Source organism: Rothia nasimurium, assembly GCF_928382285.1.
Taxonomy (GTDB): Bacteria; Actinomycetota; Actinomycetes; order Actinomycetales; family Micrococcaceae; genus Rothia; species Rothia nasimurium_E.
This window is the reverse complement of record NZ_CAKMSS010000002.1, coordinates 237977-263824: the sequence shown is the minus strand read 5'-3', so window position 1 is coordinate 263824 and position 25848 is coordinate 237977. Positions and strand designations below refer to the sequence as shown.

Annotated in this window: 20 protein-coding genes; 11 read left to right on the top strand and 9 right to left on the bottom strand. The window is 61.2% G+C overall.

Going from position 1 to position 25848, the window contains the following annotated elements; all coding sequences use genetic code 11:
* Nucleotides 1-10 precede the first annotated feature (10 nt).
* Nucleotides 11-1696: a glycoside hydrolase family 13 protein gene (locus tag L6758_RS04035; RefSeq protein ID WP_237204590.1), complete on the bottom strand. Its 1686-nt coding sequence runs from the start codon at nt 1694-1696 to the stop codon at nt 11-13.
* Between the two features lie 25 nt (nt 1697-1721).
* On the opposite strand from L6758_RS04035, the gene L6758_RS04030 reads away from it, so the two are divergent.
* Both L6758_RS04030 and L6758_RS04025 read left to right on the top strand, forming a co-directional pair.
* On the top strand, nt 1722-1862 hold the full coding sequence (locus L6758_RS04030) for a hypothetical protein (RefSeq protein WP_237204589.1): 141 nt from the start codon (nt 1722-1724) through the stop codon (nt 1860-1862).
* 114 nt (nt 1863-1976) lie between these two features.
* Nucleotides 1977-3410: a GuaB1 family IMP dehydrogenase-related protein gene (locus tag L6758_RS04025; RefSeq protein WP_237204588.1), complete on the top strand. Its 1434-nt coding sequence runs from the start codon at nt 1977-1979 to the stop codon at nt 3408-3410.
* A gap of 225 nt (nt 3411-3635) precedes the next feature.
* Here L6758_RS04025 and L6758_RS04020 read toward each other — a convergent pair whose 3' ends face one another.
* The 4 genes from L6758_RS04020 to L6758_RS04005 form a co-directional block, all read right to left on the bottom strand.
* Nucleotides 3636-5255 (bottom strand): DEAD/DEAH box helicase, encoded by a 1620-nt coding sequence (locus L6758_RS04020; RefSeq protein ID WP_237204587.1) that lies wholly within the window; start codon nt 5253-5255, stop codon nt 3636-3638.
* 271 nt (nt 5256-5526) lie between these two features.
* Nucleotides 5527-5754, bottom strand: a complete 228-nt coding sequence (locus tag L6758_RS04015) for a DUF3107 domain-containing protein (protein ID WP_237185793.1) — start codon at nt 5752-5754, stop codon at nt 5527-5529.
* Between the two features lie 134 nt (nt 5755-5888).
* Complete coding sequence (locus L6758_RS04010; protein ID WP_237204586.1) at nt 5889-6545, bottom strand: TetR/AcrR family transcriptional regulator; 657 nt, start codon at nt 6543-6545, stop codon at nt 5889-5891.
* A 63-nt stretch (nt 6546-6608) separates the two neighbouring features.
* Nucleotides 6609-7901, bottom strand: a complete 1293-nt coding sequence (locus L6758_RS04005; RefSeq protein ID WP_237204585.1) for a glutamyl-tRNA reductase — start codon at nt 7899-7901, stop codon at nt 6609-6611.
* A gap of 88 nt (nt 7902-7989) precedes the next feature.
* Here L6758_RS04005 and hemE point away from each other — a divergent pair, with 88 nt between their 5' ends.
* The 8 genes from hemE to hemL all read left to right on the top strand — a co-directional run bounded on the left by hemE (nt 7990) and on the right by hemL (nt 17470).
* Nucleotides 7990-9117: a uroporphyrinogen decarboxylase gene (hemE, locus tag L6758_RS04000; RefSeq protein ID WP_237204584.1), complete on the top strand. Its 1128-nt coding sequence runs from the start codon at nt 7990-7992 to the stop codon at nt 9115-9117.
* A gap of 13 nt (nt 9118-9130) precedes the next feature.
* Nucleotides 9131-10585 carry a protoporphyrinogen oxidase gene (hemG, locus tag L6758_RS03995; RefSeq protein ID WP_237204583.1) on the top strand — a complete coding sequence of 485 codons (1455 nt, stop codon included), beginning with the start codon at nt 9131-9133 and terminating at the stop codon, nt 10583-10585.
* 58 nt (nt 10586-10643) lie between these two features.
* Entirely contained in the window at nt 10644-11519 is an 876-nt protein-coding gene (gene hemQ, locus L6758_RS03990) for a hydrogen peroxide-dependent heme synthase (RefSeq protein ID WP_423817402.1), read from the top strand.
* Complete coding sequence (locus tag L6758_RS03985) at nt 11519-12820, top strand: ferrochelatase (RefSeq protein ID WP_237204582.1); 1302 nt, start codon at nt 11519-11521, stop codon at nt 12818-12820. Before hemQ ends, L6758_RS03985 begins: the two co-directional genes overlap by 1 nt.
* Nucleotides 12821-13264: 444 nt before the next feature.
* Nucleotides 13265-14272 (top strand): hydroxymethylbilane synthase, encoded by a 1008-nt coding sequence (hemC, locus tag L6758_RS03980; RefSeq protein ID WP_237204581.1) that lies wholly within the window; start codon nt 13265-13267, stop codon nt 14270-14272.
* Nucleotides 14273-14276: 4 nt separating this feature from the next.
* The gene (locus tag L6758_RS03975; protein WP_237204580.1) at nt 14277-15098 is read left to right on the top strand and encodes a uroporphyrinogen-III synthase; all 822 of its coding nucleotides are present in this window, start codon (nt 14277-14279) and stop codon (nt 15096-15098) included.
* Between the two features lie 33 nt (nt 15099-15131).
* Nucleotides 15132-16139 carry a porphobilinogen synthase gene (hemB, locus tag L6758_RS03970; RefSeq protein ID WP_237199822.1) on the top strand — a complete coding sequence of 336 codons (1008 nt, stop codon included), beginning with the start codon at nt 15132-15134 and terminating at the stop codon, nt 16137-16139.
* Between the two features lie 5 nt (nt 16140-16144).
* Complete coding sequence (gene hemL / locus L6758_RS03965) at nt 16145-17470, top strand: glutamate-1-semialdehyde 2,1-aminomutase (RefSeq protein WP_237204579.1); 1326 nt, start codon at nt 16145-16147, stop codon at nt 17468-17470.
* 157 nt (nt 17471-17627) lie between these two features.
* Here the strand turns inward: hemL and L6758_RS03960 are convergent, their stop codons facing one another.
* From L6758_RS03960 to L6758_RS03945, 4 genes are all read right to left on the bottom strand, one after another.
* Nucleotides 17628-18965: a threonine/serine ThrE exporter family protein gene (locus L6758_RS03960; protein ID WP_237204578.1), complete on the bottom strand. Its 1338-nt coding sequence runs from the start codon at nt 18963-18965 to the stop codon at nt 17628-17630.
* A gap of 300 nt (nt 18966-19265) precedes the next feature.
* Nucleotides 19266-20345, bottom strand: a complete 1080-nt coding sequence (locus L6758_RS03955) for a restriction endonuclease, SacI family (protein WP_237204577.1) — start codon at nt 20343-20345, stop codon at nt 19266-19268.
* 13 nt (nt 20346-20358) lie between these two features.
* Nucleotides 20359-21522, bottom strand: coding sequence for a DNA cytosine methyltransferase (locus L6758_RS03950; RefSeq protein WP_237204576.1), 1164 nt, complete (start codon nt 21520-21522; stop codon nt 20359-20361).
* A gap of 22 nt (nt 21523-21544) precedes the next feature.
* The gene (locus L6758_RS03945; protein WP_237204575.1) at nt 21545-22231 is read right to left on the bottom strand and encodes a 3'-5' exonuclease; all 687 of its coding nucleotides are present in this window, start codon (nt 22229-22231) and stop codon (nt 21545-21547) included.
* A 140-nt stretch (nt 22232-22371) separates the two neighbouring features.
* Between L6758_RS03945 and L6758_RS03940 the strand changes: the two genes are divergently transcribed.
* Nucleotides 22372-25848, top strand: coding sequence for a UrvD/REP family ATP-dependent DNA helicase (locus L6758_RS03940; RefSeq protein WP_237204574.1), 3477 nt, complete (start codon nt 22372-22374; stop codon nt 25846-25848).

The following is a 25848-nucleotide window of genomic DNA, read 5'->3' as shown; positions in this document are numbered from 1 at the left end:
AGTTCTTCGGCTACTTCTTGAGCCAGAAGGTAGCTGACCCGGGCACGGCACCTGCGGCGAAGGCGTCCGCGGCACCGGGGGCAGAGCCCAGAACGAACTCGGCGTCAGCCAGATCAGCTGGCAGGGGAGCGGGCTTGGTGCTGAAGTTGGTCAGGTTGACCCAGCCGCCGGGGCGCTCAAAAGCCAGCAGGTCAGCTGAATCCGTGGCGAGCCAGGTCAGTTCCTCGGCGCCCTGGAGCTGACGGCGGGCTGCCAGGGCTGCCCGGTAGAGGTTGAGAGTGGAGTCTTCCTGCTGGTCCTCAACGGCTACAGCGTAGTCGGCGAACCAGGCTGGCTGGGGCAGGTGCGGTGCTGCCGGTCCAAAGCCGAAGGAGGGGCCGTCCGCCTCCCAGGGCAGGGGCACCCGGCAACCATCGCGCCCGACGTTGACGCCGGGGGAGTTGAAGAAAGTGGGGTCCTGGCGGTCTGCGTCGGGAATCTCGGCGACCTCGTGCAGGCCCAGCTCTTCACCCTGGTAGAGGTAGGCCGAACCGGGCAGGGCCAGCTCGAAGAGGGTAGCGGCGCGGGCACGGGCGGCACCCAGTTCCCGGTCAAGTTCCTCAGCCGGGCCGCCAGCCAGTAGCCACTCGTGGCCTACCTTCTCGTTGGTCTTACCCTCCACGAAGGGCAGGCCGTAGCGGGTGGGGTGGCGCACCACGTCGTGGTTGGAGAGCACCCAGGTACTCGACGAACCGGATTCGGCTGAGAGTTCCAGGTTCTCAGCCACAATCTTTTGGAACTCGCCCGCCTCGAAGCGGGCGGTGAGCAGGTCAAAGTTAAAGGCCTGGCCCAGACCCTGGGCGGACGCGTAGGCGGGGCGACGGTCGCGCTCCACCCAGGCTTCTGCCACGGCGGTACGGGGCGGGGTGTATTCATTGAAAACGGCCCGCCATTCCTTATAAATCTCGTGCACGTCGTCGCGGTCCCACATGGGGTGGGTGCCGTCCTTAGGCATAGCGTCGAGTTCTGCCTGGCTAGGCAGTACCTCGGGTAGGTCCTTGGCGATACCGTGGGCCACGTCAATGCGGAAGCCATCGACACCGCGATCTGCCCAGAAACGGAAAGTTTCTTTGAAGTCTTCATGGACCTCGGGGTTATGCCAGTTGAGGTCGGGCTGCTCTACAGCGAAGTTGTGCAGGTACCACTGGCCGTCGCCCACCGGCTCCCAAGCGGGGCCGCCGAAGATAGAGGTCCAGTCAGCCGGGGGCAGCTCGCCCTTCTCACCCAGACCGTCACGGAAGATATAGCGGTCACGCGCCGCCGACCCCGGTGCGGACGTCAGGGCCTCCTGGAACCAGACATGCAGGTTGGAAGTGTGGTTGGGCACCACATCAACAATGAGCTTCAGGCCCGCTGCGTGCAGGGCGCTTGCCATCTCATCGAAGTCAGCCAGGGTTCCAATTTTTGGGTCGACATCGCGGAAGTCATCGACATCGTAGCCGCCGTCGGCCAGGGCTGAGGGGTAGAAGGGGGAGAGCCAGACGGCATCGACCCCCAGCTGCTTGAGGTAGGGAACCTTAGCCGTGATGCCCTTGAGGTCGCCAATCCCGTTGCCGTCGGCGTCCGCAAAGGACCGGGGGTAAATCTGGTAGACCACGGCCTGACGCCACCAGGTGGGGTCGTCTGCTGCCGGGACCAAGAGGTTTGAATCGCTCATCGTTGAACCTTTCACGGAAGAAGCTATGAGGCAGAGAACCTGCCCCTGCCCACCAGCCTACGCCCCGGCGTCCGCGCACAGGGATGAGAAGAAGCTAGACGGAAAAATTGCCCAAAGCTGGCGCGACAAGACTAAGAAAACAGGTGTAGAGGGTTGCGCCGAATAAAAAATCGGGGTAGGGTAGACCTAATAACTTTTTAAAATAGGCTAAGACTGTGCAAAAATCAGCTCTTGGCGAAATGTTGTGCCCAGAAGCCGCTCATCTTTTAGAGTGGGAAGCATGCGCTTTCTTAACAATATGACTCCCACCACCGACCTGACCTACAACGACGTGTTCATGGTTCCCTCCCGCTCCGCGGTAGGCTCCCGCATGGGCGTAGACCTCTCCACCGCCGACGGAACCGGTACCACAATCCCCCTGGTTATCGCTAATATGACCGCCGTTTCTGGCCGCCGCATGGCCGAAACCGTTGCCCGCCGCGGCGGCATCGCCATCATTCCCCAGGACGTTCCCACCGATATCGTCGCTGAAACCATCAAGCGGGTCAAAAACTCCCACCTGATTTTCGACACCCCCATCACCGTCAAGCCCCACCACACCGCAGGCTACGTGCGCCACCTGCTGCCCAAGCGTGCCCACGGGGCCGCTATCGTTGTGGACGGCGAAGCCCCCATCGGCGTCATTACCCCCAAGGATCTGCGCGGGGCAGACAACTTTGACCAGGTACAAGACCTGATGAGCACCGAACTGCTCACCCTGCCCGACACCGTCACCCCGCGTGAAGCCTTCGACATTCTGCACGAGAAGTCCCGCAAGGTTGCCCCCGTTGTGGATGCTGACGGCAAGCTGGTCGGCGTGCTGACTCGCTCGGCCGCCCTGCGCGCCAGCCTCTACGAACCGGCCACCGACGCCAACGGCAAGCTCCGCATCGGCGTTGCGATTGGCATCAACGGCGACGTAGCAGGTCGCGCCGCCGCCCTGATCGAGGCTGGTGCCGACGTACTCGTAGTCGACACCGCCCACGGCCACCAGGAAACCATGATCGAGGCCCTCAAGAAAGTCAAGGCCCTCAACCCCTCCATCCCCGTAGCCGCCGGCAACGTGGTCACCGCCGCGGGCGTCCGCGACCTAGCAGAAGCAGGCGCCGACATCATCAAGGTCGGCGTTGGCCCCGGCGCCATGTGCACCACCCGCATGCAGACCGGCGTGGGCCGACCCCAGTTCTCCGCCGTACTGGAATGCGCCGCCGAAGCCAAGAAGCTGGGCGTACACGTCTGGGCGGACGGCGGTATCAAGGACCCCCGCGACGTCGCCCTGGCTCTGGCCGCCGGCGCCTCCAACGTCATGGTCGGTTCCTGGTTCGCGGGCACCTACGAGTCACCCGGCGACGTATTACAGGACGCCGACGGTCGCCTCTACAAGGAATCCTTCGGCATGGCTTCCCGCCGCGCGGTCATCAACCGCAACTCCAAGACCGAAGCCTTTGAAAAGGCCCGCCGTGAAATGTTCGAAGAGGGCATCTCATCAGCCCGAATCTACCTGCCTGAGGGCCGCGGAGGCGTAGAAGACCAGATTGACTCGATTATCTCGGGCGTCCGCTCATCCTTCACCTACGCCGGCGCTGCCTCTATCGAGGAGTTCGCCGAGCGAGCCGTGGTGGGTATTCAGTCGGCCGCTGGCTACGCAGAGGGCCAGGCCCGCGCCACCCGCTAGGGTAGGGTGACTTGTTCGCTGGCGGTTCCGCATGCTCACGCTCGCTGCCGACCCTCTCGCATGGTTCGCTTCGCTCACAAGGGCGATTCACGCCAGCCGCCGAGCCAGCAGCTTCGCTGCGAGCATGCTTCACCTTCATAAACGAATAAGCTCTTGTGAGTACCATTTAAATCAGAAATGACCAGCTAGTTGCTGGTCATTTCTGATTTAAATGGTACCTAGGGGTTAGCTGTCGCTGCCCTCTACCCGGCGGGTGCGGCGGCGACGGCGGCGCTGGCCTTCACCCTGCTGGCTACCTTCAGCCGCTTCAGCAGGCTTCTGCTGGCGCTGGCGGCGGGCCGGACGCTCCTGCCCGGCTTCACCCTCAACCCGGCGGGTACGACGGCGGCGCGGCTTGGAATCAGCCTCCCCGCCCTGACCGCCACGCTGATCATCGCGCTTCTGCCCCCGGCCCTCACCGCCAGAGCGTGAGCCATCGCGGCGCGGAGAACGGGAGCCCGACCGTCCGCGACGATCCCCGCGGCCACCGCGCCCCTGGCGCTTCTCACGAGCCGGAGCGCCGCCAAAGTCCTCAGCCTCTTCAGCCTGCAGACCCGCTGCGGTGCGCTCCTCCTTGGGCAGGCGGCCCTTGGTTCCCTTGGCAATGCCCAGGTCGGTGAAGAGGTGGGGGGAAGAAGAGTAGGTTTCAACCGGCTCATCTACGCCCAGCTCCAGGGCCTTGTTGATCAGCTTCCAGCGGGGCACGTCCTCCCAGTCCACCAGGGTGACGGCGGTGCCTTCCTTCTCCGCGCGGCCAGTGCGGCCCACACGGTGCAGGTAGGTCTTCTCGTCCTCGGGGCACTGGTAGTTAATGACGTGGGTGACGTCCTCAACGTCAATACCGCGGGCAGCCACATCGGTTGCAACCAGAATGTCGATCTTGCCGTTGCGGAAGGCGCGCAGGGCCTGCTCGCGGGCACCCTGGTTGAGGTCGCCGTGAATAGCGCCGGCCGCAAAACCTCGGGCGGTCAGCTCATCAGAGAGCTTGGCAGCGGAGCGCTTGGTCTTGGTGAAAATGACGGTGCGGCCCCGGCCCTCGGCACGCAAAATACGGCCGACCAGCTCGTCCTTATCGAGGGGGTGGGCCCGGTAAATAACCTGGCGAATCGAGGCCTTAGTCATGGTCTCTTCTTCACCGGATTCGGCGCGGATGTGCATGGGGCGGCTCATGTAGCGGCGGGCCATGGTCAGGACCGGCCCGGGCATGGTTGCCGAGAAGAGCATGGTCTGGCGCACCTCGGGCACGGCTGAGAGAATACGCTCCACATCGGGCAGGAAGCCCAGGTCAAGCATCTCGTCTGCCTCATCGAGCACCACAATCTTAATCTGGGTGAGGTTGAGGTACTTCTGGCGGTGCAGGTCAATCAGGCGGCCCGGGGTGCCCACGATTAGCTCAACGCCCTTTTCCAGTTCTTTGACCTGGGTGTCGTAGGGGCGGCCGCCGTAGAGGGTTGCTACTCGCACGCCGGTCTTTGAGGCAGCAACAGAGAGGTCATCGCCCACCTGGATAGCCAGTTCACGGGTGGGGACGATAATCAGGGCCTGGGGCGCACCGGGGGCGGGAAGCTGGTTGAAAGCGTCCGAACCCGGGACAGCAACGCTCTGCAAGGCGGGCAGACCAAAGCCCAGGGTTTTACCGGTACCGGTCTTAGCCTGACCGATGATGTCCTGGCCAGACAGGGCCACCGGCAGGGTCAGGGCCTGAATGGGGAAGGGGGAGACGATGCCCTTCTCGGCGAGGGCGTCGGCAATGTCTAGGCGCACGCCGTAGTCGGCGAAAGTTTTAGTGGTATCAGGGTTAGTCACGAATCGTGTTCCTTATAAGTGAGGCCCCGGCCCGGGGCAAACGAGGAAGCCGATCGTGGGTTTTCATGCAACAAAGAAGCTCTATCAACCGCCGGGCGGACGCTTGCAGAGCGTTGGGCGGGAGAGCTAAAGGCAGGTGAGTCTATACGGATGGTACGACCGGGCAACCAAATAACTTCTTTATTCTACCGCCAAGTACCGTAAATGTAAGAGGGGCCCCGGGAGTTTTGCGTCAAACTCCCGGGGCCCCTCTGGCTGAGTAAGCCCGGTGTTACTGGCCGATACCGAAGCCGATACGGTGCTTGGTTTCAGCGCCCAGCTCGACATAGCCGATGTTAGCGGCCGGAACCAGGGTGGTGGAACCCTTAGAATCGGTCAGTTCCAGGATGCCGCCCTGCTCAAGAGCCGCAGCGACCTTGGCGCGGACGTCTGAGGCGGTTTCGTCGGTGTCGATGACGACCTGGCTGGGCACGTTGATAACGCCAATCTTGATTTCCATGAGGTTTCCTTTCGATGGTTCCCTACCTGACTGCAGGGGGTCTCTGCCCACCAGTTTACGTGAGTAGGGGCAGGAAAGGTGCGGGGTTTCGGTCTGAGCTGACAGGGGAGAAAAAGGCTGCAACGGCGGGGGCGCTACTCCCAATCTTCATCGATGATGGAGATACCGCCCCAGGCCAGCCGGAAGACCGCACGCTCAGCCATTGCAAGCTGCTGGGGTGAGGCGTCGGTGCCGATGACCATGTGGGCCGCTGACTGCACCATGCCGGTGAGCATGCGGGCTGTCATCAGCGCCTCTTCAAAGGGCATGCCGGCGTTGGGCGCTAGCACCTCTGCGATTTGCTTGGCGATGGTGATGTGCATGGTTTCGGTGCGTTCTTGCACCGCGTAGTCGTTCTGAATGTCGGATTCGAAAATGACGCGGTAGCCTGCCACATTGTTGCGGGCAAAATTGAAGAAAGCACCGATGACGCCCTGCACTCGTTCACGGTTGACTTTGGTGGCGTGGAGGGGCTGCACCAGCTGGGTCATGAGGTTGTTGATTTGCTCATCGAGCACGGCCAGGTAGAGGTCGCGTTTGCCGGTGAAGTGCTGGTAGAGCACGGGTTTGGTCACGTTTGAGGCAGCAGCGATGTGATCCATGGTGGTGGTGTGGTAGCCCTGGGAGGCAAAAACTCGCACGGCGTTGCCGATAAGCTGCTGGCGGCGTAGGTCTTTAGGGAGGCGGGAGGCCCCGGACGGGTCGATGGGGTCGCCGGGGTCGGAGTCAGCTGAAAATATGGTGGTAGACATCGTTGCTGCCGAACCTTTGGGATGGTGGGCGGACGGGGTCGCGGCTGGTGGGGTGCCTGCCTGCTAGGAGGCGTCGGTTTGGGGCTCGGCCTCTTCGGTGGGTTCTTGCACTTCGATTCCGTAGAGGGCTTCGAGGGCCGCTACATAGTCGTCTACCCGGCCTTCGCGGGCCATGTCTCGGGCTCGGACGGTCGGGGTGTGCAGGAGGGACTTGACCATGCGGCGCATTGCCAGTTCAAGCTGTTCGGTAGCTGCGGTACACCCGTATTGGTTGTGGACCTTAGCTAGTTCAGCGTCAAGCACGCTCATGGTGTGTTGTCTGAGAGCAACAATAGCAGCGTCAACGCTCCGAGCTTTCTCTTTAACAGAGAACTCGGCGGCAGCTTCGTCCACAATTGTGCGGGCAGTGTGGACGGATTCGACGGTTTCTTCGGGGGCTGCCAGGCGCACAGATTCGAGGGTGATGAGTTCTACCTCGGGCAGGTCTGCTACCTCGGGGGCGAAGTCCCGAGAGAGCGCGAGGTCTAGAATGACGCGCTTCCCTTCGGGGATTTCGATGGGGAGCATGGGGGAAGCTCCACCCGAGCAGCCGATGATAATATCGGCTGCTGCCATCTGTTCGTGCAGGTCGCCGTGGGGTACAGCCTGTACTCCGCGTTTGTCGGCAAAAGTGGCTGCACGATCTGAGCGGGAGTAAATCCAAATATCGGTCGTTCCCCGGGCATGCAGGGCAGCTACGGTTGCCCCGGCGTAGGCACCGGTACCGAAAACAAGCACGCGGCGGCTTTCCCAGGTTTTCTCAGCGATGTCATCTGCCATGTCTAGGGCAACCGAGACAATGGAGCGTCCGCGAGACCCCAGCATGGTCTGCTGGCCAACTTTGCGGGCGGTTTGAGCCCCGTGTTCAAAGAGGCGCACCAGGTTGCCGGTGGCCCGTCCTTGCTCCTGGGAGAGAGACAGAGCGCGGCGCACCTGGCCGGTGATTTCGCGTTCACCCACAACGGCCGACTCCAGGCCTGATGCCACAGTGAAGAGGTGGTGGGCGGCATCGGTATTTACCAGCACATCAAAGCTGTTTTCTACCAGGTCATAGGAAAGCCCGGACCGCTTGGAGATCAGGTCAAAAATGTGCTCTGAGGCGGTAGCAACATCGTTGGCGATGTTCTGGTCGGTGGCCCCCGGTTTGCTGGGAATCTCTGCGTAGAGTTCTAAGCGGTTGCAGGTAGACAAAATCACCTCACCACGAATGCCGGTGCGTTCAAGATCCCGGTGGATTTTCTCAACGCCTTCGCTGAGATAAGCCACGGTGGTGAGGTCGACGGAGCGATGCGATGCTACAAGGCTGAAAATAGTCACGACGACTCTATTATAAACAGTTCCCTGTTGGGGGTCTGGTGACAGGTTGTCTCTAAAGTTGTGCTTTAAACTTGGCAGAATGGTGTATATGAGTCAGACCGTGTCATCAGCGCTGCGTCAGCGCCCCCTGCTCACCGACGAGCAGCTTGCCCACCTGCCCGCTACCCACCCCTTGAAGACCGCCGGTACTGGCGAGTCAGCCATGATTCGTACCCTGACCGGGCGCGAAGCTGAGCATGCCCCGGTCTGGTTTATGCGCCAGGCAGGACGCTCCCTGCCCGAGTACCGCGAAATTCGCGAGGGAATCCCTATGCTGGATTCCTGCCTCAACCCTGAGCTGGCCGCAGAAATTACGGTTCAGCCGGTGCGCCGCCACAAGGTCGATGCCGGTATCTTCTTCTCGGATATCGTCATCCCCATGAAGCTAGCCGGTGTGGGGGTCGATATCGTTCCCGGGCGCGGCCCCGTGCTCGATGCCCCCGTCCGCACCCTCGACGATATTAAGAACCTGCCCGAACTCGAAGACTCCGCCCTTGACCCCATTCGAGAGGCTGTTGCCCTAACCGTTGAGAAACTGGGCTCCACCCCGCTCATCGGCTTTGCCGGTGCCCCCTTCACCGTGGCCGCCTACATGGTAGAGGGCGGGCCCTCCCGCGACCACCTGCGTCCGCGCACCATGATGCACACCGACCCCGAAGCCTGGGAAGCCCTGGGCGCCTGGGCCGCCCGCACCTCAGCCCAGTTCCTGGCTGCCCAGATTGAGGCCGGTGCCTCAGCCGTGCAGCTCTTCGACTCCTGGGCAGGCTCCCTGGGCGAGGCCGACTACCGTCGCTTCGTTATGCCCCACTCCGCAGCTACCCTCGCAGCCGTTGAACACTACGGGGTGCCCCGCATCCACTTTGGTACCGGCACCGCCGAACTGCTCCCCGCCATGCTCGAAGCCGGCGCCGACGTCATCGGCGTTGACTACCGCCTGCCCCTCTCCGAAGCCCAGCGCCGTTTGGGCGGCGGCATCGTGCTACAGGGCAATATCGACCCGGCTCTGCTCGCCTCGGGCTGGGAGGCCCTCGCCGCCCACACCGATGCGGTTCTTGAAGAAGGACGCACCGCCCCGGCCCACGTGGTCAACCTGGGGCACGGGGTGCCCCCGACCACCGACCCCACCGTCCTGACCCGCCTGGTCGACTACATCCACACCTCAACCCGCAAAGGCTAGGAAAAAGAACCCCATGGCACAGCACCAGCACCTGCACAACACCGCCCTGGTGATTGGCGGCGGCATCTCGGGCCTGCTCGCAGCCCGCGAACTAGCCCGCGCCGGTAAGAAAGTCACCCTGGTTGAACGGGAAAGCCACCTGGGAGGTGCTGTAGGCGCCCACCAGCTAGCTGGCCTGGTGCTGGATTCCGGTGCTGAGTCCTTTGCAACCCGTACCGACGCCGTCCGCAACCTGCTGACCGACCTGGGGCTGGCTGACCGCATAGTAACGCCCGAGCCTCTTGGCTCCTGGCTCTACCTACCCACCGGGCCCTACCCCTCACCGTCCACCGGTGTTCTGGGCATTCCCGGTAGCCTCGATGACCCGGCCCTCAAAAAAATTCTGGGCCGGGCAGGCTACCGCCGCGCCAAGCTCGATGCCGTGCTGCCGCGCTCAGCCGGGTCTAACGCCAAAACCCTGGGTGAGTTGGTGCGGGTGCGTCTGGGCCAGCAGGTACTCGACCAGCTGGTAGCCCCGGTGGTATCCGGTGTGCACTCGGTACACCCCGACCAGCTAGAAATCGCCACCATCGCCCCCGGTCTGCTGACCGGCCTCCGCGAGCTGGGCTCCCTCACCGCAGCCAGTGCCCGCCTGCGGGCAGCCTCACCGGCAGGCTCCCAGGTTGCCGGTATCGAAGGCGGCATGAACCAGCTCTCCGAAGCGCTCGTGGATGACCTGCTCCGTCAGCGCGTGCGTATCGTCAGCGGCTTCGACACCATCGCCGTGGACCGCGACCCCGTCACCGGCGGGTGGACGGCCATCCAGCGTCAGCCCGAATACGGCGAAAAATCAGCCATTATCCGCGGCGAACTGCTGGTGGTAGCCACCGACGCCCAGACCTCCATCCGCCTGCTCGGGCCCCACCTACCGGCATCCGCCCTGCCCGCCGTTGCCCCCGGCCCCGAAGTCGCCCTGGTCTCCCTGGTGCTCGACCAGCCAGCCCTCGACGCCGCCCCGCGCGGTACCGGTCTGCTGGTGAGCGAAGCTGCCACCGGCGTCCGCGCCAAGGCCCTCACCCACGCCACCGCTAAGTGGGCCTGGGTCGCAGAACGGGCAGGGGAAGGGCGCCACGTGGTACGCCTGTCGTACGGGCGCGGCAAGGACCATGACACCTCGCCCCTCTCAGAGCTAGCCCTGCACGATGACCAGCTGGTCACCCTGGGTCTATACGACGCCGCCCACCTTCTGGGTGTTCCCATCACCAAGAGCCATCTGGTTGCTGCGGACGTCGTGCGCTGGCGCAGTGCCCTGCCCTCTACCACACCGGGGCACAAGGACCGCGTCACTGCCTTCCGCACAGCCCTCACCGACCTGCCCGGTGCCACCGCCGTTGGCGCCTGGATCGCCGGAACCGGCCTGGCCGCCGTCACCGCAGACACCCATAGCCACATCCGTCACTTTGTGCAGACCACCAGCACCAATCGGTAAGCAGCACTGATGGTCAGCAGCCACACACCACCGACTTCCCACATCGAAAGGTAAGACCATGTCACACCACGGTAACCCTGCAGAACACACCCCCACCTCCAGCTCCCAGGGCAGCACCGGCCACGGGTCAAGCTACGGGGCAGGCCACGGTGCCTACTCCCACGGCTCGGCAGGTCGTGGCCACGGCGGCCGTCCGCCCATGCCCACCGCCAAGGATGCGGCCGGCAAAATTCAGGGCCAGCGCCCCGGCGAAGTAGCCGAAGGCGACAGCCAGTTCCACTACGCTCTCTACACCGTTTTTGCCCGCGAAGGTGCAGCTGACCCCGCCGCTACCGGCGCTGAGGCAACCGCCGAACTCGAAGCCCTGGTTGCTGAGCTCGAAGCCAAGGGCGTGATCACCCGCGGCTTCTACGATGTTTCCGCTATGCGCAACGATGCGGACGTCATGGTCTGGGTGCACGGCGCTGTGCCAGAAGACCTACAGGCGGCTATCCGTAGCTTCCGCCGCACCAAAGCCTTCTCGGGCACCAAGATCGTCTGGTCAACCATGGGCGTGCACCGCGATGCCGAATTCTCAGCCGGTCACACCCCCACCTTCGCTAAGGGCATCGCGCCCGAAAAGTGGGTCTGCGTCTACCCCTTCGTGCGCTCCCTCGACTGGTACACCATCAACCCCGAAAAGCGCCGCGAGATTATGAAGAACCACGGCATGAAGGGTATTGACTTCCCCGAGGTTCTGCCCAACACCATCGCCACCTTCGGCTTGAACGACTACGAGTGGCTTATCGCCCTTGAGTCCCCCGAACTGGTGCTTATCGTTGACCTCATGCGCTCCTTCCGCAACACCGAAGCCCGCCACTTCGTGCGCGAAGAAGTTCCCTTCTACACCGGCCGCCGCATCGAAGCTGCCGAGATTGCCCAGGTGATTGCCTAATGACCGCCCAGCTTCCTGCCGATATCATCCCTAACCAGACCGACCCGGCCAACACCGCCTCCAACGGTCCGGCCGTGCTCGATGAGAGCACCATCGGCACCTACACCAGCGAGCGCACCCTCACCCGCCCCCGCGCGTCCGCCCCGCAGGACTACGATCTGGTGATTCTCTCATCCTTCGGTGGTCCCGAGGGACAGGACGACGTCATCCCCTTCTTGCGCAACGTCACCGCCGGCCGCGGCATCCCCGACGAACGCCTCGAAGAAGTCGCCACCCACTACCGGGCCAACGGCGGTGTCTCACCCATCAACGAGCAGAACCGCGCCCTGCTGGCCGCCCTGCGCGAGGCTATGGCCGAAAAGGGCCCGGACATCGAGATCACCTGGGCTAACCGCAACTGGGAGCCCTACGTCAACGACGTGGTCCAGAAGGCCTACGACGAGGGCAAACGCAAGATTCTTGTGCTGGCCACCAGCGCCTACCCCGGCTACTCCTCCTGCCGCCAGTACCGCGAAGACTACGGAATCGCCCTCGAAAAGCTGGGCCTAGACGGCAAACTGCAGATCGACAAGGTCCGCCAGTTCTGGGACACCCCCGGCTTCATCCAGCCCTTCATCGACGGCCTGGTTGAGGGGCTCACGGACGTCCGCGCCCAGCTCGCTGCCGCCCAGCAGGCTGCCGCGGGTAACGGAAAAATCCGCATCATGTTCTGCACCCACTCCGTACCCACCAGCGCCGCCAACGAGGCAGGCCCCCGCGGCGTCGACTACGAAGGCGGCTCCGCCTACGTCGAAAAGCACCTGGAAGCCGCTCGCGCCGTCCTCGCCGGCGTACAGGCCGTTGACCCCGCCCTCCTCGATGAAGTCGACTGGGAACTGGTCTACCAGTCCCGCTCCGGCCCGCCCTCCATGCCCTGGCTCGAACCCGACGTCAACGACGCCCTCGAAGCCCTCGACGGTAAGGTCGACGGTATCGTGCTCGTGCCCCTCGGCTTCGTCTCAGACCACATGGAAGTCAAGTGGGATCTCGACACCGAAGCCCTCGACACCTGCAAGCGCCTCGGCTTCGCAGCAACCCGCACCCCCACCCCCGGCACTCACCCAGCCTACGTTGAAGGCCTGCGCCAGCTGATTGCTGAACGCGTCGCCTCCACCGCCCCCGCCCAGGACGCCGACGGCGTACAGGCAGCCCGTCAGTCCGTTTGCGGCGGAAACGGCTGGTTCGACGCCTGCAACCCCGACTGCTGCAAGTCCCAGCGCCCCGGCTCCGACAAGCCCGTGATTGCTGATTACCAGGGGTAACACCTAGGGCGGGTCAAAGCGATGGTTAGGGCTGGTGGCGCGGGGGCTGCTGCCACGCTCGCAACCATTCTCGCCCCGCCTCTGGAGCTTGCTCGCAAGCTCGCATTGTAGCTCCAGACGCTGGGGCGATTCATTGCCAGGCCCAATCCACGCTCGCTTTCGGCAGCAGCCCCCGCGCCTTACGGCGCGAACCTTGGTTGCCCCAGCCAGTTGGCTTCATGAATGCCTCGCCGCCCGGTTGTCGCATGGGTCAGGAAAGCGGGCGGAGGGGAACACGCAGCAAGCTCGCGTGGATCGGGGCTGGCGGTGAATCGCGACGAGCCCCCAGGCGAGGAGCGAGAGCGGTTGCGAGCGCTGCGTGTTTCCCCGGAGTACGCGACCCACGCCCCTCTGCAACACGGCGGCTTAAACATTTCAGATAAAGATTGCACGAAAGGACGCTCATTGGCAGCTCGAACATTTACCGTAGGTACGCGCGGGTCGGCTCTTGCGACTACCCAGACTGGCTGGGCTGTTCAGCGTATGCGGGAGGCGACCGGCATTGAGCTAGAGACCGTCACCGTCAAAACTGAGGGCGACGTGCTCACCGGCCCCCTGTCTCAGCTGGGTGGTACCGGTGTTTTTGCTGCGACCCTGCGCTCCCGTCTGCTTGATGGGGGAGTGGATGTGGCCGTCCATTCCCTGAAAGATCTGCCCAGTGCGCCCTGCCCGGGGCTGACCGTTGCTGCTACCCCGGAGCGGGAGGACCCCCGCGACGCGCTGTGCGCCCGGGACGGTCTGACCCTCGACACCCTGCCTGCTGGTGCCCGTGTGGGCACGGGGTCGCCGCGTCGGGCCGCCCAGCTGCTGGCTATCCGTCCTGACCTCACCATTGTTGATATCCGCGGTAATGTGGGTACCCGCCTGGCCCGTGTGGCTGGCAAGGAGCACTACGGGGTGGGTGCCCACGGCCTGCACGGTGAGAAGAAGCTTGGCGCTATCACCGGTGACTGCGATGCGGTAGTGCTGGCTGCCGCCGGTCTGCACCGTCTGGGCCTTGCTGAGACCATTACCGAGTACCTGGGGGTTGACAGGGTTGTGCCCGCTCCCGGCCAGGGGGCTCTCGCTATCGAAATTCGTACCGACGATGCCGGTGAGCAAACAGAGCTGGGGCAGTCTGTAGCCGCTGTCAACCACATCGAGACCCAGCTGGCTGTGACCGCTGAGCGCGCCCTGCTCCGCCGTCTTGAAGCGGGCTGCGCCGCTCCTATTGGGGCTTATGCCCTGGTGGACGCTGGCCAGCTCGTCCTTAACATCGCTGTGGCTAATCCCGACGGCACCGAGCTGCTGCGGCATACCGTGCAGACAGAGACCCTGTCGGTAGAAGCTGCCGCTTTTCTTGGCACCCAGGCTGCCGATGACCTGCTGGGCATGGGTGCTGCCGCTCTCGCTGGTCTTGAAGGCGGTGCCTAGAGCTATGACTACCTATCTCATCACCCGCACCCCGGCTAAGGCCGCCGCGCTGACCAGCGTTCTTCTGGACCAGGACGCCGAAGCGAAGCTGCTCTACGCCCCCATTCTTGACCCTGTAGGTACTGAACCAGAAGACTGGGAAGAAGTCGCCTTCGCCCTGATTCGTGGGGAGTTCTCCTGGGTCACTTTCACCTCGGTTAACGGGGTACTGGGCCTAGACGCCCTGGCACAGGGGCTGGGCCAAAGCCTGGTCGAGCTGTTAGGCGCTGCTCAGGTTGCAGCCGTCGGTCGGGCTACCGAGGCGGCCCTGGTTGAGCGGGGCCTGCTGGTCGACTTCGTGCCCGAAACCCAGTCAGCAGCCGGAATGGTCGACGAATGGCTCATCGACGAAGAATGGGACAACCCTATGGACGAAACCATCTTGGCCGTCCAGGGAACTACAGCTTCACCGACCCTCGAAGAAGGACTCACCGACTACGGCTACACCGTAGCCACCCTACCGGTCTACGACATGCTGCCCTACCCAGCAGAGAACCCTCTTAGCGGGCAGAACCCCGCTGACCTTAACGCTCCGTCAGGTTCCGCGCTCACTCTGGGCGAGGCCGTCACCGCGCTCGCTACCACCGACGTCCTGATTGCAACCTCGCCCCTGCTCCTGCAAACCCTAGCGGACGCCGCCGGCAGCACCCTGCCCCCCACCGTTGCCATCGGGGCCAGCACCGAAGCCGCAGCCCGCAACCTACCCGAGCAGCAGCGTCCTGCCACCATCACCGTGGCGGCAAGCCCGGCACCGGCTGACCTGGCAGCTGCCGCCCTATCCCTCTAAGCTCAATACGACACCTACCTGTCAAGGAAGACCATGTTTGAACCCTCCGCCCTGCCCGTCAGGCCCCGCCGCCTGCGCACCACCGGCCCCATGCGAGCCCTGACCGCCGAAACCGCCCTAACCCCGGCCAACCTGGTGCAGGTGCTCTTCGTGCGCGACGGAATTGAGGAGCCCGTTGCCATCGAATCCATGCCCGGCCAGTACCAGCACACCCTGGAAACCGTCATCGGGGAAGTCCAGAAAGCAGTAGATGCCGGCGTGCGCTGCATTGACCTCTTCGGCGTGCCCCGCGATGAAGATAAGGACGCAGCCGGTTCAGCTGCCTGGGCTGAGGACGGTATTCTCAACCGGGCTATCCGCGCTGTGCGCCAGCACTTCGGCGACTCGGTGGTCGTCATGGCAGATACCTGCCTCGACGAATTCACCGACCACGGTCACTGCGGCCCCCTGGTCGAAGACGCCTTCGGTAACACCGTCGTTGATAATGACGCCGCCGTGGAGTCCTACTGCAAGATGGCGGTTTCCCAGGCGCGCGCCGGTGCCCACACCGTCAGCCCCTCCGGCATGATGGACGGCCAAATCGCCGCCATGCGTACCGCCCTCGACGAAGCCGGCTTCACCGACGTTTCTATCTTGGCCTACTCCGCCAAATACGCCTCGGCCTTCTTCGGCCCCTTCCGCGACGCGGTGGGCTCCACCTTCACCGGCGACCGCAAAACCTACCAGCAGGACCCCGCCAACCGCCGGGAATCCCTCTACGAAGTCCAGCTCGATATCGAGCAGGGCGCCGACATGGTCATGGTCAAGCCAGCTACCGCCTACCTGGACATCGTGCGCGAAGTCGCCGACTTCTCGCCCGTCCCCGTGGCCGCCTACCATGTCTCCGGCGAATACGCCATGATTGAAGCCGCTGCCGCCGCCGGCTGGATCGATCGCAAGGCCGTAGCCCTCGAAGCCCTCATGGGCATCCGCCGAGCAGGTGCCTCCATCATCCTGACCTACTACGCCACCGAAGCCGCCACCTGGCTCAACGAAAGGTAAACCCCTTGACCGTCTCAGAAGACCTCTTTGCCCGCTCCGCCCGCGTCATTCCCGGCGGCGTCAACTCACCCGTGCGCGCCTTCAACTCCGTTGGCGGCACCCCCGCCTTCATGGTGGAAGCCTCCGGCCCCTACCTGACCGACGCGGACGGCCACAACTACGTCGACCTGGTCTGCTCATGGGGCCCGGCCCTGCTCGGCCACAAGCACACCGGCGTCATCGAAGCCGTGCACGCAGCGGTTGAACACGGCCTCTCCTTCGGCGCCTCAACCGCCGCTGAAACCGAGCTGGCAGAACTCGTAGTTGACCGCATCAACGCCGTAGCCCCCGGAACCATCGACCAGATCCGCATGGTCTCCACCGGCACCGAAGCAACCATGACCGCCATCCGCCTGGCCCGCGGCTACACCGGCCGCGACAAAATCATTAAGTTTGCCGGTTGCTACCACGGCCACGTCGACGCCCTGCTCTCAGAAGCCGGCTCCGGCGTCGCCACCCTGGCCCTGCCCGGCTCGGCAGGCGTCACCGCCGCTACTGCCGCCGAAACTATCGTCCTTCCCTACAACGACGAGGACGCCGTCCGCGCAGCTTTTGCCGCCAACCCCGGCGAAATTGCCGCCATCATCACCGAAGCAGCCCCCTGCAACATGGGCGTTGTGACCCCTGCTGAGGGCTTCAACGCCTTCCTGCGCGAGATCACCCGCGAACAGGGTGCCCTCATGATTTTTGACGAGGTGCTGACCGGCTTCCGCGTCTCGTCCGCAGGCTACTGGGGCTACTCCGCCCCCTCAGAAGGTAACTGGGCCCCCGATATCTTCACCTTCGGCAAGGTCATCGGCGGCGGTATGCCCATGGCTGCCCTGGGTGGTAAGCGCGAAATCATGGAATACCTGGCTCCGCTGGGCCCCGTCTACCAGGCAGGTACCCTCTCCGGTAACCCCATCGCCATGGCCGCCGGTCTGGCTACCCTCAAGGCCGCTGACGCCACCGTCTACGAAACCATTGACGCCCGCTCAGCCCAGCTGCAGGCCGCCCTGGTCGAAGCCTTCAACACCGCCGGGGTCAACCACTCCATCCAGACCGCAGGCAACCTCTTCTCCGTGGCCTTTGGCACTGCTGATACGGGCGTGCACAACTACGAAGACATCAAGGCATCAGAAACCTACCGCTACAATGCCTTCTTCCACTCCATGCTGAACTCCGGCATCTACCTGCCGCCCAGCGCCTTTGAAGCATGGTTCCTCTCGGCAGCCCACGATGATGCCGCCATGGACCGCATCATCTCGGCCCTGCCCGACGCCGCCCGAGCAGCGGCGGAGGCGACAGCCTAGAGTAAAACCCTATGCATAAGCGCGGTGCACTGACCTTCGCCAACTAACCTTCTCGCTGGCTCGCAAGCTCGCAAGCGATTCATGCCAGCCCCAGCCAGTTGGCTACCGGCCAGTGCACCGCGCTTGTGTTCATACTGGTATTTGGGAGCACTTACGGCTATCGCATGTGCCCCTGCGGCAGGGTGGCCAGGTTCTGGGTGTCGCGGTCGTAGAGCCAGTTCTTGTCCATGAGCAGGCGGGAGAGGGCCAGGCCCATTCCTAGAGCAGCGAAGATAAGCAGGACCTGCACGAAGCTGGCTAGGGCCTCATTGACATCGCCGTTAGAGAAGTGGGCCATGGACATGTAAAACATGACACCGGGAACCATGGTGACGGTAGCCGGTACCGCCAGGGAGATGCGGGAAACCCTGCGGGCATGGAGGGGAGCGATGATTTCTGAGAGTACCCCGGCGGTAAAAACGGCCAGGGCAATGGCGAGGTGGGGTGCCCACCCGGCTTCTACTAACCAGATACGACCCGGGTTCACAATCGCGGCAATCGCACCTGCCCAGGCGCAAGAGAGGGGAGTGGCTGAGAAGAGCATGGCAAAACCGTAGGCCGCTGTGAAGGAGGCCAGCATTTGCAGGACCAGGAGCAACCAGGCATTCAGCTGCGGGGCAGGGGCCTGCTCTAGGGGCAGGCTAAAGACCAGGGATATGAGCCAGACCGAGAAGGACGCACTACCCAGGAGTAGGGCAACATAGGTGAGGCGGGAGATACCGGAGGAGAAGTCCATGCGGGCTATTTCTAGCATGCCGGTGACCAGGGGGAAACCCGGTACCAGGTAGAGAATCGAGGATATAAAGCCCACCAGGTGGTTATCCGCGATGAGACCGGGGGCGATGAGCGCCGACATGACTCCCACATAGATACCGGCTGAGAGCAGGCCACAGAGCATCCAGACCGCCATATGGTTGAGACCCCGGTGGGCGAGGGTGGAGCGTAGGAGCTGGCCGGCGAAGGCCGCGATGAGAACGACTGAGCATTCAATGACCCCGCCACGATTGAGGAAGGCGAAGGCTGCACAGGCTAGGGCGGCAGCGAGAGCTAGGAGCCAGGGGGCGTAGAGGGGCTTTTCTTTCTCAATGCGGGTGAGCGTTGCGTCGGCTAGAGCTGGGTCGATGCGCTCGGGCAGGGACGAGACGAAGTCGCTGAGCAGGTCGATTTTGTAGGCGGAGATTCCCTTGACGCGGGTTTCTGCAATCTCGGTGCGGAAGTTTCCGCCGGAGTAGGCGGTGGTGGAGAGTTCGGTGAAGTGTACCTGGGCGTGGTGTTCTTCAAGCCCTACGGCTTTGGCCAGGCGGGACATGGAGGTTTTGACGCGGTAGGCGCTGGCTCCAGATTTCATGAGGAGCAGGCCTAGTTTGAGGACGACCGCCGATTGGGCTACCAGTTCTTTGTGCTGATTGCGGGTGGAGCCGAGGTAGATGCTGTTGGTGGGCGCGGGCTCGTTCACGGTCGTCCTTGCGGTTGTGGTATATCTGCTCCTTTAAATCTAGTAGAGGGAAGGCAGAAAAGGACGCCGGTGGGCAGGTGACGGTGCTCAAGGCACCTACCTGCCTACCGGCGTCCTGACGGAGCCTTCACGCTACCTGAACCTTAGTCGGTGCGCACCGGCCAGGCGCCGCTGACGTCCGCCTGCCTTCCAAGACAATCTAAGTAATCCTAACGTTTAGCTATTATGGCACTTTGTCTTATAAGTGAAGTATAGATGATAAGAAAAAATGTTCCCTCTTTAAGTTTCTGGATTTATTAATTAGGAGGTAAGATCTAAACTTTCATAATTAGGATTTATCTGAGTTATCCATTGATTTAATATTGATGGTGGTGCTTCAATTGAAGTTAGGTTTCTGGTTAGATTATTGGCGAAAACTTCGGCATGATTGGAACGGGTGTGAAATCCGAAGTTCAGGCTTAGACTGTAAAGCTCCTCTACGCTATCAATAATCAAGGTTGAAACTAGATAATTATCCCAAAACCTTAATGGTAAATTATTTTTATCAAGATTTGTCGGATTATTGGTTATTTCCAAAAGGATAGCTTTTTTGATGCCGGCCCTTGCGCAGGACTCAATAAATACCGTTGCATCACTTTCGGTTATCCTTTTATTGCGCGCCTCAAGAGAAATGAGTGGAGCATTATCAACTATGCACTGGACATCACCAGGAAAATCCCGTGAAGGATCATTGAGTCTTCGGGTTGCAATATTATCCCCAAAAAATTCTAGAAATGTTGCACCAAGTGCTTGTGTGACCCATGGGCCAGCGTTATCTAGTTTGTAAAGCTCTTTAATGGAATCGATTAGGTTTGTGCTGGTTAAAGATAATTCTAAATTTTGTAGAGCTAACGAATTAGCTCTTTCGACCATTCCAATCTTAATAAATGAGGAGAGTGCGATTAATGCTTGCTCTTCATCTAATTTTGATATTTTATCATGAAGTAAATTTTGAAATACATCTAACTCTTGAGAATCTCTTACACGGGATATTTCATCAATTCTGTCGTAGCGAAAAAATGGTTGGTTGTTGAGTGGTTCTCGCCCTGTGTTTCTAATTGAAAAATTTAGTTCATTTGAAATGGGTACCAATGTTCTGTGGCACAGGGATCGAAGTGAGTAAGATTTTTTATTCTGTTTGTTTTTCTTGATTGAAAATACATCAATGTCTTTGTTGACTGATTTTGCGAGTAATATTGTTCCTAGCGCTGGTGTATAAGTCTTTGCGCTAAAACTCCATATCGTGGTGATATTAATAATCCATTGTTCAGAGTATTTTCCCTCAAGGGCTAAATTGTAAGCTTTGTGTAGTAATTCTTCTGCTTTGTTGTAGTCTATCATTGCTTAGCGTCCCCTACCATATTTTTGTTTGTGAATTAAATTGTTCATTTTTTTCTATATGTCCAAGCTGTGTTGCTAGTGAGTTGAACACTGCTTTTCCAAGTTCAACAGGGACAGCATTGCCGATTTGTTTTTGAGCTAATTGTCTATTATTGGTTATTTTGAAGTTATCCGGAAAAGTTTGAAGCCTTTTGAGTTCAGGAATTCTTAATCGTCGAGCTGCAAGTCTTCCAGACTCTTCATCCACCAAATTTTCCCAGTGAAAGGGGCCAACCCATGGGCCTGGCTGGGCTTGGATAGTTGAAGATGGTTTATCGGGGGAGAGGCGCAGAAGAAATGTCCAGTATCGGCTTCTCCAGTCAAATATATCCCTTCCGCCTTTACGTTCTGTGTGCCAAAGATAGTTTTCACCTGGTGGTACCTCAGCTGCTAAATCTTGCCAAGTACCAGTTACTAACTCTCCAGGCTCAGGAGTGGTGATGAGGTCTTTAAAAGCTTCGCGGGCTGTGATATGTGGCGGAAGTGTCTCGTTTAATCTCCTTTTGCTGTGCTCACTGTCTCCAGCAAATTTATTTTCAGGAAAATCAAATTTCTTACCATCTCTGCGCCCAACGATGAAAACTCGTTTCCGTAGCTGTGGCACTCCGAAATCCGCGGCAAGCAGAACTTTGAATTGAGGATTATATCCAATTGATGATAACTGAGAAATTAAGCGGTCTAGCTGGGCTTTATGAGTTTTATATGTCAGTCCTTGGACATTTTCTAAAACAAATGCTTCAGGCAAAGCTTCTGAAACAACTCGGAAGTAATCATCGAGGAGTGATGCGTTTGGGTCTCTAGATTCACGTTTTTCTGCTAGCCAAAATCCGGACTTTGAAAAAGGTGTGCAAGGGGGGCCACCAATTACAAGGGCAGCATCACCCCGTGACAATCCACCCGCCTCTAGAATTTGGTTAGTTGAAATTTCACGGATATCTCCAACAAGAGAAGGCGTATTTCCAAAATTATCTTTGAAGGTTTTTGAAGTATCTTGGTCATAATCGGTTGATACCGCTACTTTATAAGGACTTTCTGGTTTTGAATTAATCTCAAGGGGCGCATTTGCCGCTCTTTCTACGGCTAAGTCTAACCCTCCAGCCCCTGAGAATAGTGAGATTACAGGTAGTTTATTTTGCATTATTTTTCCTAATTATATTGTCTTAATTTTTGCGCACCGGCCAGGCGCCGCTGACGTCCGCCTGCTTGCCAATACGGTTGAAGTAGTCCTGCAGCTCGGCTGCCTGCTCAGCTGCCCAGGTAATCTGCTGCTCGTGCAGGGCTGTAGCAGGCTGTTCGATCTCTTCGTATTCAAAGCTCATAGCCGTCAGTAGGCGCTCAGCTGCCAGGGCATCGTCCTTCGAAGTGTGGGCGTTTTCCAGCTCCACGCTGTATTCGCTGGCTAGCACTTCCAGGGTGCGCTTGCCCTTTTTAAACTTGTGCACGTGCTTATTGATGACCAGGGGGTCGAGCACGGGGTAGCAGGTCAGTGGCGGGTACCCGTAGCGGGCCAGCTCAAAATGCAGCACCGAGAAATCGTAGGCAGCGTTAAAGGCGATGACGGGAACGCCGTCGGCGAAGAGACCGCCCAGAGCCATAGCCACCTCGTAGGCCACCTGCTGGGCAGGCTTGCCGTGCTCGCGGGCGTACTCGGTGGTGATGCCGTGAATAGCGGATGCCTGCTCAGGAATCTCAACCCCGGGGTCAGCCAGCCATTCCCCGGCGCGCAAAACCTCGCCGTCCGGAGAAACCAAGACCAAAGAAGCCGTGACGATGCGGGCGGTCTTAGGGTCGATACCTGTTGTCTCAAGATCGAAAGTGGCGCGGGGAAGCTCGGTCCATGAAGTCATACCTTCGATAGTAGCGACAGAAGTAGCGCCACAAAAATATTTGGGGCAGGTGGCGCCCAGGCTCTTAAAATGTCAGCCACCTATGATGAACTTGGAATACAGTGAGAACCTCGGCCACGACAAAAGATGGGGAGTGCACGGTGACACACGAGCAGCTAGAGACTCAGGGCGCTACCTTGCTTCTGGGCGCGCCCGGCAGCGGTAAAACCCAGGCCCTGCTAGAAGCAGCTACCGAATTCATTGAGCAGAGCAAAGACCCTGCCCGTCTGCTGGTGCTCACCCCCTCACGCGTCAGCGCAACCAGGTTCCGAGAAACGCTTTCAGCCCGTATCACCGCAACAGTCTCAACCGCCCCGGTGCGAGCTTGGCAGGCTTACGCCTTTGATCTGCTGCGACGGGCCCATATCGAGGGTTACCTACCCCACCTGGACTTCACCCCCAAGCTCCTTTCAGGCCCCGAGCAGGACGTCCTGATTAAAGAACTCCTCGACGGCCACCGCAGCGGCGAAGGCTCTGGCATTATCTGGCCCGATGACCTCCGTGAAGCCCTTGAAACCCGCGGTTTCCGCCACGAGGTGCGAGACTTCTTCGACCGCATGGCCGAATACGACCTCACAGCCTCAGCAGTTGCAGACCTAGCACAGCGCTTCGACCGCCCCGAGTGGCAGGCCCTGGCTAAGCTCTATACCGAATACCGCCAGGTGCGCGCCCTCCGCGCCCCGCATGCCTTCGACCCCGCAGCCCTTATCCACGAGGCCACCAAGACCCTGCTAGCCCACCCCGATGTGCTGAGTGCAGAACGCACCCGCTTTGACCTGGTACTCATTGACGACGTGCAAGAACTCACTCCCTCTATCTACCGGCTGCTGGCTGTTCTGACCGGCAGGTCAGCAGAGTACCTGCGTGCCACAGCCAGTAACTCGCTGGCCTCTGTCACAGAAGCCGAATCATCAGACCTGGACGGCCTTCTTGCCTCGGGCCCGGTAGTGGTCATGACCTGCTGCACCGATACGGTCGTGCAGGGCTTCCGCGGAGCCAGCCCCCAGCTGGCAGCCGACCTCCCCGATATCTTCCCCTCTCTCGTTACAGAAGAGCTCACCACGAGCTGGCGCATGGCACCAGTTATCGCCGAGCGCTGGGCAGAACTGGCCTCCCGCCTACCCGTTGTGCCCCGGGCAGCCCACCGGCGCGTCCTTACCCCCGCCCCGCAGGCGCCCAGCGAAGAAGCCCTCCTGCCGGTCGGGGACGACGGCGCCCTGCTAAACCCCGCAAAAGCAGCAGAACCAGACCCCGAGGTGCAGGGCCTGGTTGTAGAAACCCCCCAGCAGGAAAACCAGCTGCTAGCCCAAATGATTCTTGAAGACCACCTCTACCGGGGCAGGGCCTACCAGCGTAGCGCTATTATCGTGCGAAACGGCTCAGACGTCACCCGGCTCAAACGAGCCCTCATTAACCTGGGTGTTCCCGTACAAACAGCAGCCTCCATCACCCCCGTGCGCGATGAACCTGCCGCCCGCCCCTTCCTCGATGCCCTGGGGCTAATCCTGCACACCCGGCGCCTACGGTCTACAGAGCGGGCCACGAGCCCTCACGCCGCAGAGACAGAGCTATCAGCTACTCAGCAAGCAAACACCTGGGGCCTGGGTGCTGATACTGCGGTTTCCCTGCTGACCTCCCGCTTGGGCGGGGCCTCGACCATGGATGTGCGTCGTTTACGCCAGCGTCTTCGCGCCGAAGAACTGCGCGCCGGGGGCACCCGCGACAGCGATGCCCTCCTAGTTGAAGCCCTCATCAACCCCCAACTACTGCCCACCGGCGAAAGCAGCGCCGCTGCCCGCCGCCTGGGCCGGGTACTCACCGCAGGCGATAAAGCCCTCGACCAGCCCGGCGCTACCGCCGAAACCGTCCTCTGGGCACTCTGGGAGGCATCAGAACTCGCACCCCTCTGGAAAGCCCAGTCCCTCTCAGGCGGTGCAGGAGCCGACCGCGCCGGGCGGGACATCGACGCCATGATAGGCCTGTTTGAGGCAGCTGAACGCTATACCGACCAGATGCCGGGAGCCACCGCCGAACAGTTCTTGGCCTACATCGATGCCCAAGACCTACCCATGGATACCCTGGCAGAGCGCACCAACCACCGCGGCGCCGTAGAAATCATGACCCCTGCTCTCGCCGCAGGGCGCGAATGGGACACCGTCTACATCGCCGGCCTGCAAGATGGCACCTGGCCGAACACCACCGTCCGCGGCTCCCTACTGGGAACCCTCGACCTCGTGGATGCAGCTACCGGGCGTCTGGATGCAAACAGGCACGATAACGGCGGGGGAGCAGCTCCCGGCTATTCACTCCTTGAGAGGCTGCGCTCCAACCGTTTTGACGAGTTCCGTATGTTCGCCACAGCAACCTCCCGAGCCCGCTCCCGGGTAGTCTGCACCGCTGTATCTTCTGCCGACCAGGCCCCCAGCGAGCTGATCGATATTTTTGCCCCGGCCCCCGGTGGCGAGCGTCCCCTCACCGAGGTCCGCCGCCCCATGACCCTGCGCTCGCTGGTTGCCGAACTGCGCCAGTGGTCAGAAGCCCAGCATATTTCACCGGCGAAAGCCGATGCCGCTGCCCGCCTGCTGGGCCGCCTCGCTGACCCTGAGCAGACCTCCGGGCTGAACCTACCCGGTGCCCACCCCCGTTCCTGGTGGGGGTTGTTGCCCCTGTCCTCACTGGCTCCGGCCTTTGAAGGGGACGGGCCGATTCCGGTATCGCCGTCTCAGATTGAAAAGATTCACCGCTCGCCCCTGGACTGGTTTGTAGCTGCCTCCCGTGCTGAAGCTGCCACCGACGCCTCGCGATCGCTGGGCACTCTCATCCACGCCATTTGCGAAGATATGCCCGATGGGAACGGAACCGACCTGCGCGACGAGCTCCACCGCCGCCTACCCCAGCTAGGGCTTCCTGACACCTGGGAGAGCCAGAAGATGGTGGAGCGGGCCGAGGGCATGCTCCAGAAGTTTGCTGACTACGTGCGAGACCTCAAGGGTAAAGGACGCTCCCTGGTGGGTGTCGAGGGTTCCTTTAGTGTGCTGGTGCCCGGCCCCGCCAAGGACGCCCTGCTGTCGGGGCGTGTAGACCGCATCGAGGTAGACCAGGTAGGGCGCTTCATTATCATCGATCTAAAGACCGGTAAGAGTAAACCCAGTAAGGCAGATCTTGAACAGCACCCGCAGCTCGCTGCCTACCAGGTTGCTCTTGAAGCCGGTGCAGGGGCGCTGATGCAGCAGGCTCTACAGCACGATGCCCTAGCCCAGAAAGAGGGTGAGCAGCCAGCGAAGCCGCAACCGAACCAGGTGCCGGTACTCGACGGGCTCCACGAGCTTTCGGGTGGTGCCCTACTTCTACAAATTGGTGGGACCACGAAGAGCTACTCCGAGCAGGAGCAGGCCCCGCTGACCGCTGAAAGTACCTGGGCTGTTGAACTCATCAACCGGGCTGCCGAACTGATTGCAGGGGAGCACCTGCAGGCTCGGCATACCGCAGGTGGCCCCTTTGGCATCGGCTGTGCCCTCCCCGATATTTGCCCCATCTGCTCACGGGGCCGCGCTATCACCGTCCGCCCCGCCCAGTAA

Excerpts from the sequence above, each read along its gene's own strand:
- L6758_RS03950 (WP_237204576.1), bottom strand. The coding sequence starts at position 21,522 with ATGCAAAATAAACTACCTGTAATCTCACTATTCTCAGGGGCTGGAGGG.
- L6758_RS03945 (WP_237204575.1), bottom strand. The coding sequence starts at position 22,231 with ATGACTTCATGGACCGAGCTTCCCCGCGCCACTTTCGATCTTGAGACA.
- L6758_RS04035 (WP_237204590.1), bottom strand. The coding sequence starts at position 1,696 with ATGAGCGATTCAAACCTCTTGGTCCCGGCAGCAGACGACCCCACCTGG.
- hemB (WP_237199822.1), top strand. The coding sequence starts at position 15,132 with ATGTTTGAACCCTCCGCCCTGCCCGTCAGGCCCCGCCGCCTGCGCACC.
- L6758_RS03975 (WP_237204580.1), top strand. The coding sequence starts at position 14,277 with ATGACTACCTATCTCATCACCCGCACCCCGGCTAAGGCCGCCGCGCTG.
- L6758_RS04030 (WP_237204589.1), top strand. The coding sequence starts at position 1,722 with ATGAGGCAGAGAACCTGCCCCTGCCCACCAGCCTACGCCCCGGCGTCC.
- L6758_RS04010 (WP_237204586.1), bottom strand. The coding sequence starts at position 6,545 with ATGTCTACCACCATATTTTCAGCTGACTCCGACCCCGGCGACCCCATC.
- hemQ (WP_423817402.1), top strand. The coding sequence starts at position 10,644 with ATGTCACACCACGGTAACCCTGCAGAACACACCCCCACCTCCAGCTCC.
- L6758_RS03955 (WP_237204577.1), bottom strand. The coding sequence starts at position 20,345 with ATGATAGACTACAACAAAGCAGAAGAATTACTACACAAAGCTTACAAT.
- L6758_RS04015 (WP_237185793.1), bottom strand. The coding sequence starts at position 5,754 with ATGGAAATCAAGATTGGCGTTATCAACGTGCCCAGCCAGGTCGTCATC.
- hemG (WP_237204583.1), top strand. The coding sequence starts at position 9,131 with ATGGCACAGCACCAGCACCTGCACAACACCGCCCTGGTGATTGGCGGC.
- L6758_RS03985 (WP_237204582.1), top strand. The coding sequence starts at position 11,519 with ATGACCGCCCAGCTTCCTGCCGATATCATCCCTAACCAGACCGACCCG.
- hemE (WP_237204584.1), top strand. The coding sequence starts at position 7,990 with ATGAGTCAGACCGTGTCATCAGCGCTGCGTCAGCGCCCCCTGCTCACC.
- L6758_RS04025 (WP_237204588.1), top strand. The coding sequence starts at position 1,977 with ATGCGCTTTCTTAACAATATGACTCCCACCACCGACCTGACCTACAAC.